The 12,598-nt window shown below is 45.6% G+C and carries 8 protein-coding genes and 3 tRNA genes; 4 read left to right on the top strand and 7 right to left on the bottom strand.

All coding sequences use genetic code 11. From position 1 onward, the window contains the following. The first annotated feature begins 16 nt into the window (after positions 1 to 16). Positions 17 to 292 carry an HU family DNA-binding protein gene (locus K0H79_RS08325; RefSeq protein WP_220077930.1) on the top strand — a complete coding sequence of 92 codons (276 nt, stop codon included), beginning with the start codon at positions 17 to 19 and terminating at the stop codon, positions 290 to 292. Here the strand turns inward: K0H79_RS08325 and K0H79_RS08320 are convergent. The 3 genes from K0H79_RS08320 to K0H79_RS08310 all read right to left on the bottom strand — a co-directional run bounded on the left by K0H79_RS08320 (position 278) and on the right by K0H79_RS08310 (position 5,469). After that, positions 278 to 1,444, bottom strand: a complete 1,167-nt coding sequence (locus K0H79_RS08320; RefSeq protein ID WP_220077929.1) for a nuclease-related domain-containing protein — start codon at positions 1,442 to 1,444, stop codon at positions 278 to 280. The genes K0H79_RS08325 and K0H79_RS08320 overlap by 15 nt on opposite strands. 595 nt (positions 1,445 to 2,039) lie before the next feature. Continuing rightward, positions 2,040 to 4,862 carry a serine/threonine-protein kinase gene (locus K0H79_RS08315; protein WP_220077928.1) on the bottom strand — a complete coding sequence of 941 codons (2,823 nt, stop codon included), beginning with the start codon at positions 4,860 to 4,862 and terminating at the stop codon, positions 2,040 to 2,042. A 16-nt stretch (positions 4,863 to 4,878) separates the two neighbouring features. Further along, entirely contained in the window at positions 4,879 to 5,469 is a 591-nt protein-coding gene (locus tag K0H79_RS08310) for a sigma-70 family RNA polymerase sigma factor (protein WP_258405499.1), read from the bottom strand. A 413-nt stretch (positions 5,470 to 5,882) separates the two neighbouring features. Between K0H79_RS08310 and K0H79_RS08305 the strand changes: the two genes are divergently transcribed. From K0H79_RS08305 to K0H79_RS08295, 3 genes are all read left to right on the top strand, one after another. After that, positions 5,883 to 6,737 carry a hypothetical protein gene (locus tag K0H79_RS08305; RefSeq protein ID WP_220077927.1) on the top strand — a complete coding sequence of 285 codons (855 nt, stop codon included), beginning with the start codon at positions 5,883 to 5,885 and terminating at the stop codon, positions 6,735 to 6,737. A 357-nt stretch (positions 6,738 to 7,094) separates the two neighbouring features. Next, positions 7,095 to 8,954: a hypothetical protein gene (locus K0H79_RS08300; RefSeq protein ID WP_220077926.1), complete on the top strand. Its 1,860-nt coding sequence runs from the start codon at positions 7,095 to 7,097 to the stop codon at positions 8,952 to 8,954. A 24-nt stretch (positions 8,955 to 8,978) separates the two neighbouring features. Next, the gene (locus K0H79_RS08295; RefSeq protein ID WP_220077925.1) at positions 8,979 to 10,970 is read left to right on the top strand and encodes a S8 family serine peptidase; all 1,992 of its coding nucleotides are present in this window, start codon (positions 8,979 to 8,981) and stop codon (positions 10,968 to 10,970) included. Positions 10,971 to 11,533: 563 nt separating this feature from the next. On the opposite strand, the gene K0H79_RS08290 is transcribed toward K0H79_RS08295, so the two are convergent. The 4 genes from K0H79_RS08290 to pgsA all read right to left on the bottom strand — a co-directional run bounded on the left by K0H79_RS08290 (position 11,534) and on the right by pgsA (position 12,574). Continuing rightward, a tRNA-Leu gene (locus K0H79_RS08290) sits at positions 11,534 to 11,620 on the bottom strand. Positions 11,621 to 11,658: 38 nt separating this feature from the next. Further along, a tRNA-Cys gene (locus K0H79_RS08285) sits at positions 11,659 to 11,732 on the bottom strand. Between the two features lie 30 nt (positions 11,733 to 11,762). Beyond that, positions 11,763 to 11,838, bottom strand: a tRNA-Gly gene (locus K0H79_RS08280). Positions 11,839 to 12,025: 187 nt separating this feature from the next. Beyond that, complete coding sequence (gene pgsA / locus K0H79_RS08275) at positions 12,026 to 12,574, bottom strand: CDP-diacylglycerol--glycerol-3-phosphate 3-phosphatidyltransferase (protein WP_220067583.1); 549 nt, start codon at positions 12,572 to 12,574, stop codon at positions 12,026 to 12,028. Positions 12,575 to 12,598: the final 24 nt, after the last annotated feature.

The following is a 12,598-nucleotide window of genomic DNA, read 5'->3' as shown; positions in this document are numbered from 1 at the left end:
GGTCCATGGAGCGCTCATGAACAAAGCCACACTGACCAAGTTCATCGCCAACACCACAGGCGTCAGCCAACCCGAAGCCAAACGCCAGCTTGAGCAAATTCTGGCATCGATTCGTCAGGCACTGGAAGAAGGAGAGACTCTCTATCTGCCGCAATTTGGTACCTTCGAGCTGCGTTATCACCTGCCACGCCAGGTACGCAACCCCAAGACAGGGGAATTGATGGAAGTGTCCGGATTTAACCAACCCAGTTTTAAACCTGCGCCAGCCCTCAAGCAGCTAGTCGCGGGCTGACTGGCCCATTTGCGATTTGTTACTGTCCAACGGCGCCCCATACACTGAGCGAACATAATCAATATGAGCACGCTGAGCGGCTTCGCCGGAGGTCTGCATAAGTTCTTCAGCAACGACAAAACAGCGTGCAACATCAGCCTGTGCAAGCGATGCTGGCTCAGCATCCAACATATCCAGGTATGCCAACATGCCCGATAGCAAGATAACCCCGTGCGGCAAGGACGTTTTGAAGCTGGCATCTGCCCCAAACACCACCAGGGAGTGAACCTTATCAAGCTGCATTACCTTTTTCAGTGCTTCACAGTGACCGAAATTTTGATGTATTGGATTTGGAAATGAATAGTGCTTGCCATGCAATACCTGTCGCCAGCTGCGCGCCCGGCTACTGCCAAATATCCAACCACGATAGTGTTTACTTTCTAGCGCCAAAACATGAGTTTGGGTGATTAACACTAAATCCACTTCAGTGGAACCTCCGTCAGCTAATGGCACTAACAGATTGGTAAACAGGCCATAACGCTCCCCGCGGTAATGCGACTTGATAAGCGCAGCGATGGCCTGTTCGCCTGCAGCTCCCCTCACCCTGGCACTGTCTTTGGGAAAACGTGGCAAGACATGTGCTATCAGCAGCACTGGCAATACCAGTAACAGCCACAAATATACCTGCGTCCCTGACGCCTGGTAGGCTTCCCTAAGCTGCGTTCCCAAGGTTTGATGGGCTACCAGCGACGACTGAGGTTTATCAGGAACGCGGGGCTGGATGAGCGTCATGGCATCCCGCACCTGCCTGGAAGAATGCACCGATGTATCGTTTGTACCGAGCGCTTGAATACCGCTGCCGGGAGGAACAGGCGGGTGCTTTGGCGGGACTGAACTAAGGTGTGACGGCTGCACTGTTGCGCTGGGTAATCCTTGCTTTCTGGGCAGTTCAACAGTTAACTGACAGTGCCGATGGAAACTGTCGTCAAGCTCAAGATATCTTTGACTTGCGGGTGCGAGACTATCCCGTTCACTGACAATCAGGATACAGGTTTCCTGCGTATATTGTTCGGCCGAAAACTCAGAAGGAGAAGCTAAAGTAAGCTCAAGGCTCCATCCTGGCCGCGTGAGCAACAGGCAAACACCCACCAAGCGCCAATGAAATATCCGCATCCGGTTAAAATTCCTTTTACACTCTGAATTGCCAAACTAAAACAAGCGTCTGCCGCTTTCAGCTTGCTCCCATGTAGGGAAGCGGTATTACTATACTTCCATTTCATGGTGCTATGCGGAATATACCTTATGAAGTTGAGATAGAGGCAGGATAAAACAAGAGAGTATGGATGCCAGTCAGCACAAAAACAGTCAACAAACCCGTGCGCTATAACAGAAGAATGAAAGAAGTGCCGGTGGTTGTGGTTAGCGGCGACAATAACTGAATAATGATGCAGATCCACACAAAATAACTCAGGAGAAGATATTAGGCTAAGAGGATTTTCGTAATAAGCTGGGAGTGTAACTTCTTGATTTGAAAGGTACCGAGGACGGACTTGAACCGTCACGACGTTACCGTCGAGGATTTTAAATCCCTTGAATAAATTTTATACTTCAAAGGCTTGTGCAAATATTCCGAACATAATCCGTAATTTCTTACTCTTTAACCCGTTGTTATTAAAGAATATTAAAAACCATCTTCGGAAAGATTTTTGCCGTTGACTGAACTTTTTAACCCATAAAAGTCAACGGCAATAAACGCCGTTTAACACCGTCAGAGGTACGGAATAAACGCCTCGGCGGAACTGTAGATTTTGAGTGCTTCATCCTCGGATTTAACAATATCATCCCACTTCAGCGAGCCAGGGCAGAGATCCATTGCGTCAAACTCTCCATCGCTGGTGTACTTCTTAAACCGGTACAACTGATCCTTTGTAAGCCCATCACAGTTCAACGCACCAACATTACCGATTTCAGTTTTCAGATCAAAACTATCACCAGCGGACTGTAGACGCTCAAGCTTTACCAACAGCAAATCATAAGTACTGACATTACTAAGACCTGCCAGCTGGCTTATCAACCTATCTGCGACGTCCCATTCCCCCAAGGCCAAATGTGCCAACGTCATGATTTTAAGATAGCTCACCTGAGTTGCCGGATAGGCAAAACCTGACTTTCTATCCAACTCTTCGGTAAGCTGCCGCACTTTATCCATATCACCAAGTTTCATGTGATTATGGAGCTTGGAAAGCAGCGACAGAACATAAAAATTGCTGGTTTCACCGTAGTGCTTTTTATAAAACTCAATCGCGTCATCACATGCCGCTACCCCAGTCTGTATGTCCTGTTCATTCGGGGCGAATTGTTTGGCTGAGCTGCTACACAGAGAGTAGGAGAAGTAACCGGCATGCCCGATATTACCTTTAGCCTTATAATGCTCTCTCAATAGTTGCAGCTGCGCCAAATATAGACCTTGCTTGTCGAATGCATTCGCGAACACCGAAAACTGCAAATAGTAATTCAGCGCGTTTTCACCGTAACTTGATAATTCCGGAGACACGGTTGCCATTACCTGATAGGCATCGGCGAACCTTCTCTCGTTGATTGCATTTGTCAGCTCGATGATGAAGTAGTTGGTCCGATACACAGCCGGTAGCGAATCGGGATCGACGCTCGTGTAAATTTCATCAATGATATCGCCGAGCTTAAATCGATTAACAGAAGCGGATTGCTTGGCCAAAATCGCCAGCACATAGACCGATGGGTGTTTGTTATCGTATAGCGAGTTTAACAGCCCAGTATTGCTGACGATGCGATTATTTAGGCTTTCAACAGACTGTTTTCCTTGAAGATTGGACATAATATACCAATCGTGCAACACACTTGCCCAGCGTTTGGCCGACACTGACGCGATATCGCTTTCACTCTTGTCGAGCAGTGCCTCCATCTGTTGTAACTTATCCTGGTCAAGTACATCAGATGCAGAGATGATTTTAACCTGCTGCAACAGCATGGCCTGATTTATATCATTCGGCTCCAGATGAGGTATCACTGATGCAAACAGCTGATGGTACTTATGGTTCGATAAAGGAGCCGTCCCAATCTCCCAATCCACTAACGCAAATAATCTGGCATCTCGGGCATCAGGCAGCGCCGAAGCCATTTCGATTAACGCTGTCAGCCGCTTATCTGTGTCATTGTGATGATTGTCCAGAATATCCAACTCCAATGCGAATTTGGATGCAATCAAATGCTCAATGGCATACTCGGGCAGACCAGATGTAAGCTCAAGAAGCTTTTCATTCTCTACCCTGGCATTGGTGTAATCACCAATTACTTTGTTAGCTTCCATCAAGGACTGCGTGAAACGAACGGCTTGCGCCTTAGGAAGCAGCTCAAGCTGCACCTGACTTGCTGACGCCACCAATGCACGTTGTCGCTCAATTTCACTCACTACTTTCACGTCTACCTGAGCAAGCATAGCCTCAGCCAACTTCAAGTTACTGTCAGCCAGCTGCGCCTGTTGCATCGACTCCAACTTAACCCCGTAGTAATGGTAGCCGGTAACAGAAGCGGCGATACCGAGCCCAATAGTCATGGCCACAGCAAACCGATGCCGTTTAAACCATAAACCGGCATTGTAGGACCGGCTGGGATTTGCAAGAATTGGACGGCAATTAAGATAGTTGAACAGTTCTGTCTTGAGCTCTGCCACCGTTTGATACCTGTCTTCAACACGATCGGCAGACGCTTTGGCGGCAATCAAGCTGATTATCGCATCACCGGGCAGTAATACCTTAAGCACCTTGCCCAAACTATAGATATCGGATGCAACGGTAATTCTCTCGCCGGATTTTTGTTCGGGAGAAGCATAATCAAGTGACATCGCATTGAGATAAGACTGGCTGAGGCTACCCTGCCCACCCATCAGCTTCGAGATGCCAAAATCAATCACATGCACCCGCCCTTCAGCGTCGACCAAAAGATTGTCGGGCTTGATGTCTCGATGTAGCACCTGATGGGCATGAGAGTGCACAATGCCATCCAGTACTTGAATAAACACCCTGACTCTTTCAGATGCTGAATCCAGCTTGTTGCAGTATTCGGTGATGGACTCACCATTGATGTAGGGCATCACCACATAGGCAATACCGCGACTATCCTGACCGGCATCGAGTATAGTCACCACATTGGGATGATTAAGAGAAGCCAAGGCCTGAGCTTCATAATTGAATAGCGAGCCAGCCTCTGACGACATTAGAGACAGGGACACCGCCTTAATGGCCACCACTTGGGAATAGGTGCCATCCTGACGTTCGCCAAGATAAACATACCCCATACCACCTCGGGCTATCCCGCGGATGACTTGGTACTTACCGATTATATCCCCTTCACTGAGCACATCAGCCATTCCCTGTGAAGCCTGTTCAAGACCATCCTTAAACAATTGAGTTACATTAACTTCGGGTATATCAATCATAATCCGAAGACGCTGATACAAGTCGTTGTCATCTTGCTTCAGTGTTTGCAGGTAGCTCTCTTGTTCAGTAGAAGTAAGTTCCAGCAGCCGTGAATAATGCTCGTAAAGAGAAGACATCCAGGTTCCATCCCGTTTAATCGTTAAGGTGTACAGATAAGCATTTCTTGATGAAAGAGAGGTCCTTGTCGACCGAAGATTCCGAAATGCCCAACATGCTGGAAATCTCTTTCAATGAACTCAAACAAACATATTTATATATAAAAACAGACACTTGTCTTGGATACTCAAGCGACAACTTCTTTAGCACGTGCTCAATTTCAAACAATTGTTGGAAAACAGAGGAGGTTTGTGGCTCACCAGCAGTTTCAACTTGCCGCTTTTTCGCCTGAGACTTGCGCAAATGATCAATCAGTATCGAGTAGATGACCTGTGAGAACAGCGTGAACAGCTCTCTACTGTTTTCAACTGTAACGTCTCTGCTTTGCGCTACTCGAATAAAGGCATCATGGACAAGTGACGTCGTGTTGCACGATATCCTTAGCCAGGTATTGTCATCAAACTCAGCCAAAGACTTGGTCCGGACCTCAGACGCGATACTTCGAAATTTCTGGTAGGCGAAGCGATACAACTGATCTTCAACTTGTTTGGGGTCCTGCTCCCAGCGGATCACTATATCAGTCAACAGCTGCAAATCATCTGTGCTGTGCATAGCCAATTGGTTCAAAATTTAGACATCCGCGACTGATTAACCTACTAAAATGTAACAATAAACCCTGCTTTTAACAATCAGATTTAAATCAGAAAATTGGTCGTTTAACAAGTTCCATTCTGTAGAGTGATCTCATTCACAGTTATCTTGGCTCTGCTGTTCTGCTGTTCTGCTGTTCTGCTGTTCACCTATGAGGATATGTGGCCCGGTAATCATCCCGTAAATCAACCGCCGATCTTACCTTACCCTCGCCCAGCTAAGGCATCCATTCCCCTACCGTTAAAACCCTACCCCCTCCCCCTCAACCTAATCTGAGCACCGTCGCTGTGAGCAGTTACGAATTTCTACTTAAAATACGTATCTTTATAAAGTGACAAGGGCTTTTTATTGTGCACCGATAACAATGCTCAATTAGCAAGGTGAGTGATATGCAAGGAAAAATACTAAATATTAGCGGTGTATTCGCCCTGATCCGTGCAGAAAATCAGGACAAATTTGAGGTGCCACTCTCAGAGATAAAATCTGAGCTTTCGCCGCGTGTTGGCGATGATGTTGACTTTGATCTGGTGGAAGGAAAGGTAACGTCTGTTTATATACTCAGACAGTCCGCCTCTATTGACGAGCACCTTTCTGCCGCCAAAGATACCGCCAATCACCTTTATCAAAAAGTTAAAAGCAACATCAATGAAGAAAACCTGGATAGAGCCAAAGAACTCGCCGCAAAGGCAACAGGCAAAGCCAAAGAAAAGCTGCAAGCTATAGACTTGTCTAAAGCAAAAGAGACATTGACCTCGGTCGAGATGCCAACGTTAAGTTCTGTATCCGGACTCACGGTTCACAACAAATTTGCGCTCTTCAGCCTGACATGTCTGTTTATTTCAATGCTACTGCCAGCAGTTAACCTTGAATACCTGGGATTCGATACACCCGCCAGCTACTTCGATTTGGTCGACAGCGTAACACTGCAAGTCATATTCATACTGGCATCGGCTGTCAGTTTGGCAATTGGCGCCCCACGCTTTATCAGCAAAGCGTTGTGCGTTATCTGTCTGGTTACAGTTGTAGCGCCACTTTATGAGGCCTATGACTCAATTTCGGGACTTGTTGACGCAGGGCGAGAGTTCGGTATCAAAGAAAAAAGTATTTCCAAACAGTTAACTAAAGCTATAGAGATTGGTTTGCCTATACTGGTCATCTCGATTCTACTCTTCTTCGTCACTACCCTGTTGCCTCGCTACAAAACGTCGTCCATGTTTTTATCCTCAACAAATCAACCGCAGTAACAATACGCCGCGATTGCTTTCAGTCTGCCTTGGCAATGGCCAGGGCAATTCCACCGCATATACCTATTGACTCTAGTTAGCCAGTAACTGCCCATTTCCCCGTCGATTAATGTCGGAACTCCTCTCAATTTCAGATCTTTGTTTTACGCTTTTTGGGGCAAATTTCGTAACTGGAAAATGACAACCACCTAATCCATGTTAGGCAGATTATGCCACGTAAGTCACTGCATCTATTGATTAAAAGGTACAAAATCCCTTATGAAAAATGCTTGCTAGGCAAGCATGGTTAACGCATTTGTCCCACTGTGGCGACTAAGTGTGAAATAAAAACCTGCAACATACCTGAGAGTACAATCTATGAAGCGTAAAGATGTTCCCTTATCCATAGTATTGGCACTCGCCCTCACTGCCTGTGGCGGCGGTGGCGATGATGCTTCCGGCAATAACGGGGGTAGTACTACACCTCCTCCTTCGAATACTGCACCTGTCATAAACGGTCTGTCAGCCGCTTATCAAATGCCCGAAAACACGCGATTAACAGTCCCTTTTACAGTGACAGATGCCGAAAGTGACGCTATCACCCTTTCCGTTTCATCCTCAAACACAGCGGTGACTGTCAGCCAGACAGGTAGCGAACTGCTATTGGTCGCGGCTGAAATAAGTCAGAACATCTCAGCCACTATCACACTAACGGCGAATGATGGTAAAGCCACAACCAGTAAATCATTTACGCTGGATGTGACCGATAACCGCCCCCCTGTCATCAGCGGTCTTTCCAGCATCTATCAAATGGACGAAAATACACAATTGTCCATTCCGTATACTGTGACTGATGCTGAGGGCGACCCTATCTCAGTTTCTGTGTCATCTTCTGATCCAGTCGTCACGGTAAGTCACAGCGGTAATGAGCTATTGCTGATTACCGGAGAAGTCGTTCAGGACATGGCAACCACTGTCTCTCTCATCGCGAGTGACGGTAAATCCAGCGCCACCACACTATTTACGCTGAATGTCGTCGACAAACCAGAACCAACCAAAGCGCCGGTCATCTCGTGGGCAGCAGACTATGGCGACTCCCCCCGTTTTGCCGTTAATGAAAAGACCTTAGAGGACTTTGTATTTACCTTGTCCGATGAAGACAGTGACATCAAAAACATTACTGTTACCGGCACGGTCACCGTCCTCAACGCAGCGAGCGAATACGAAAAACAGCGTATCGCAGACAACTTTTCATTACTGCTTGATAAAGTAACCGGTGTCGCCAGAGCCACTATTCCCAACGTTGATGGCAGCGCATCCGTTGCAATTGTGCTCACCGCAACCGATGAAAAAGGCAATGCTGCCGCCACAAGCGAGATGACGTTACACTTCAACCAAAGAGACAGTATCAGCTACCTAGATGATTACACCGGCAAGTATCCCTCTGTTGGTGTCAGTTCTACTGTGTCACTTTTCTTTATCTCATCTAACGAGACCAACCAGACCAGCCTCGCCTCGGTTGAGTACGCAAACCCGGATTATGTGCTCTCCGACCCGCTTAACATCACCGCAATTGCGAAAAACAGCTTCACCATAACGCCATCTGAGGCTGTAGCAGGCGAGTTGGTGGTTCTGAAAGCAACGTTCTTTATGGGCGAGGCTAATGGTGTATCAAGCTACTCGGAGCAAGACATAAAAATAAAAACGCTACTTGCAGGATCGCTGGAAGAATCCTGGAGTCAACAGATTGCAGAGATGAACAAAAAACTTAAATACGCATTTGAATATCACCAAATAGCACATTATTTAAACGATGAACTGCTATTCTCCGGTAAAATCGGAAGCTCAGAATACACAGCGAATGAAAGGAAAATTAAATTCGCCGACTACGAGAATATTTATAAGTCCGCCCAATACACTAATGCAAGATACGAGAACGCGATAAACAAATTTATGCAGCAGGGGGACGGGATGATCGCTGAGATAGACAGCTTCATCCAAAGCCAGCTAGCCATATTTAATACTGGTGTCGACTCACCTTATCAATCGACATCACTGGTTAATGAAATGTTCAACGTCCTTGGTGCCAATGAGCACCAGTTTGAAGAGTTGCCACTGATAAAACTCGAAGACGGCAGCTACTCACGCTTTATTGGCAACACGCTTTATGGCGAATATGTCAATGGTAGTTGGCAGTTCAGCGCTAAGTACGACTTTTTAAATCGTATTTTAATGTAACCACTTACATAACCGGATCATAGCATGAAAAAAAACAGTGTATTTCAAGGCGTAATGGGTTTGCCGCTGCTACTCTTGGCAACCTCTGCGTTAGCCAACAGTCAAGTAATCGTTAAGTGGAACGACATTAGTGAACTTAACAGCGTAGAAGACAATAGTCTCGTTAACGGGGTTTTAGTTAAAAAATTCGAAAAGTCCACATTCGGCGGCTATTCTGTATTGGTTTCAGATGATAGTGAAATTGATGTAAATGCTATCATCAAACTATTACAGGAAAGCGGTCTCTTCTCCTATGTTGTGGAAGATAAAAAGATATCGATTGAAAAACCTCAGTCGACAAACTTGGTTACTGGCACACCAACGAAGAGCTCAAAAAAAAGTAAAACGCCAATTACTTATTCGATTGATCTTAACAAATATAAAGATCCGCTTGTTGAGAAAGAGTTTTACCATGATGTGCAAAAGGCGTTTGCCAATGGTGCAACATCAGCATTTGATGCAATGACGGTTTTTGAAAATAATTTAGGTAGAAAAGCCAGAGTTGCCATTATTGACTCAGGTTACTTCCCACATGAAGATATGGTTACTCCTGGTGAACAAGCACGATTTGTAAGAGCAGTATCATATTATGTTTCAAGTGGAAACTACACTTACAAAAATGCGGTAGATTGCAAGACCAATGATCCTGATAACAGAGGTCTTGACTCAGCATGCTCTGCATCCAATATTGTTGAAATTGCTGAACAAAACAATAACGCGCTTGACAAGTCATGGAAACCATCAAAATTTGAGTACGATGCTGAAAAAGGTGAAAACGTTCCAGTTGAATATGAAGTTTGTGTTGACGGTCATGGTTTAAGTGTTGCAGGTACAATTGCAGCAATTCAAAACAATGGCAAAGGTATTTCTTCTGCCATCGGATCTGATTATGTTGAAATTGTTCCAGTAAAAGTTATTGACTCATGCAGCAATGATGCGTGGAGTTCAGATCTTATCAAAGCAATTTATTGGGCATCTGAAAGTGATGATGTTTTTGAAGGTGTAACCAAAATTTCAAGTGCTGTTGATGTGATTAATTTAAGTTTGGGTTCATCAAAGCCAGAAATTTGTGAGTCAGGATATAATCTTTTGGCAGATGCTGTAAAATATGCAAATGAAAAAGGTATTGTTGTTGTGGGTGCATTGGGTAACGAAGGTATTGCAGGTGAAACATTTACTCCTGCGACATGTCACGGAATTATCCCTGTTGCAGCAAATGATTCTTTCGGCCAGTTGACAGACTTCTCAAACTTCTTAAGTGAGCAACAAACGGTATCCACCGTAGGTCAACAAGTTGTAACGCCAACAATTAACACCCACATCTACAAAGATCCAGAAAGCTACAGTATATATTGCCAAGGTGAAACTACCAGTTGTTATGCTGAAAAACAAGGTACAAGTATTGCTGCGCCAATAGTATCTGGTTTGGTGGCTTTGGTTAAGATGCAAAACCCCAGTTTGAATCCTGATGAAATTTTTGAAGTGATTTATAATTCTGGTAACGAATTTCATGAAAGTGAAGTCGGTAGTGTGACCTCAATGTTCAGAAAGGCACCAGACAATAGAATTGTTAACTTTAAAAATACACTCATCGCTGCAAATTATAAATTGCATGTTGGTGAAACATCAGTGACTCAGTTAATGGGTAATGTTACTGCTAATTATGCAAATGACATGATTAGTAAGTACGGTAAAGAAAAGGTCTGCTCAACATATAAGCTTGATTGGAGCGATATCTATCGGTCGAATTCCTACGATGTAACGTTTGAAGTGTATGGAAACAATATTGCTGGTTCCATGACTGATGCCAACTCCACACTGATAGAAACTGAGGATATGTCACCACGGACTGAAAACAGCATGGTAATTACCAAGCAGTATGCCAACTACGGTGTAAGAGTTTGCAAAGGCAACAATTGCTCTGCGATAGAACCTTTCAATTTTAGTTCTGCCGAAGTGAACTCTTCCTGTTTATAAGACACATGCAGCCCATTTTGGGCTGCCTCCCCTCAATTGGTCTGACAACGTTCCTGGACCGAATGTTACTGGCATGGTTGGTTGCAAAAATGCACAGTTTCTTTATTGACAGAAATCTGTCGAAACTTGCCGAAGAAACCTTAACATCCACCTAGCAGTTTAATTCCTTCACGCAAGAGTCTATTGAGCTTGTCAACGAAACTCCTGCTGCCAGATGCAAGTCTGGCGTTCAGATTTAGATAGGCACAGCTTGAGCGGCCCTGATTATAGGGGTAACCCAACACGTTGCCTGTTACATTCTCCGAGCAAAGCCCTGATAGACTTTACCCTTTACGACCTCAAGGCTAAGGGTATATCTGACCTGTCAGGCAACCTGCAGGACAAGCAAGCTATTGCAGGCCACAAAACAGCCAGACAGACAGTGCGCTATGACAGAAAAGTGAAGCGGGTTTCAAGCGTCGACAGCACCAGAAAATAGCGTTTATCTTCTGAAGGCATGTTCTGAAAATGTTCTGAAACTGAAATGTATGATTTTTTGGTGCGGCGTAACTGCTTGATTTGAATGGTACCCGAGGACGGACTTGAACCGTCACGGCGTTACCGCCGAGGGATTTTAAATCCCTTGTGTCTACCGATTCCACCACTCGGGCAAAGTGTCGATGCTTCGCTTATGGAAGTTATCGAAAAGTGGAGGCGCGACCCGGAGTCGAACCGAGATCGACGGATTTGCAATCCGCAGCATAGCCATTCTGCCATCGCGCCATCTTGTACCAAGCTTCCGGGGAGGAAGTTTGGAGCGACATATCGGGTTCGAACCGATGACCTATACCTTGGCAAGGTATCGCTCTACCAACTGAGCTAATGTCGCATTGTTGCTTTTAAGTTTCCGTGCGTCGCACTGAAGTTTTAAGCATCTGCATCCAAAGTTTCCCCTGACTGCGGATTGGCATTCTACCGATTTCACCCTCACTGTCAAATGCTTATTTTCAGTGAAGATATCGTATGCGCACTAAATAAACGACCTGTATTAAACACGCACAATCATGGCCGATTCTTTACTCAGAAGTCAGATCTTTCCAGGCTGCCAGGATATAACTCATCATTGACCAGAAGGTCAAAATGGCGGCGAGGTAGAAAAGTCCAAAGGCCAAATCCACCAAAAATTCATTGGGTTTCCATATAAGGCCAATGATTGCCACCATTTGCGCTGCCGTTTTGTACTTACCAATCCAGGAGACAGCAACAGCACCACGCTTGCCAATTTCGGCCATCCATTCACGCAGCGCTGAAATAACGATTTCCCGACCAATCATAAAAAGCGCCGGCAAGGTCATCCAGGGGCTATTGTAGTCGGCGACGAGGAGCACCAGTGCTGTCACCACCATTACCTTGTCAGCAACAGGGTCCAGGAAGGCGCCAAAACGCGTCAATTGTCCCAGTTTACGGGCCGCATAGCCATCAAGGGCATCAGTGATGGCCGCGAGCCAAAAGACGAAGGCTGCAGCAAAGGGTGTCCAGGAATAAGGAAGGTAAAAAATCACCACAAAGACCGGTAGCAAAAACAGTCGGAATAAGGTCAAGGCAATGGGTAAATTAAACGGCATGGGTAACCCTGGGAGTTCGAAAGC

Source organism: Shewanella sp. FJAT-52076 (assembly GCF_019457455.1).
In the GTDB taxonomy this organism is placed as follows: Bacteria; Pseudomonadota; Gammaproteobacteria; order Enterobacterales; family Shewanellaceae; genus Shewanella; species Shewanella zhangzhouensis.
This window is presented reverse-complemented; position numbering and strand designations above follow the sequence as displayed.

Bases quoted from the DNA above. Each gene is read 5' to 3' on its own strand.
- K0H79_RS08325 (WP_220077930.1), top strand. From the start codon at position 17: ATGAACAAAGCCACACTGACCAAGTTCATCGCCAACACCACAGGCGTC.
- K0H79_RS08320 (WP_220077929.1), bottom strand. From the start codon at position 1,444: ATGCGGATATTTCATTGGCGCTTGGTGGGTGTTTGCCTGTTGCTCACG.
- K0H79_RS08315 (WP_220077928.1), bottom strand. From the start codon at position 4,862: ATGTCTTCTCTTTACGAGCATTATTCACGGCTGCTGGAACTTACTTCT.
- K0H79_RS08305 (WP_220077927.1), top strand. From the start codon at position 5,883: ATGCAAGGAAAAATACTAAATATTAGCGGTGTATTCGCCCTGATCCGT.
- K0H79_RS08300 (WP_220077926.1), top strand. From the start codon at position 7,095: ATGAAGCGTAAAGATGTTCCCTTATCCATAGTATTGGCACTCGCCCTC.
- K0H79_RS08295 (WP_220077925.1), top strand. From the start codon at position 8,979: ATGAAAAAAAACAGTGTATTTCAAGGCGTAATGGGTTTGCCGCTGCTA.
- pgsA (WP_220067583.1), bottom strand. From the start codon at position 12,574: ATGCCGTTTAATTTACCCATTGCCTTGACCTTATTCCGACTGTTTTTG.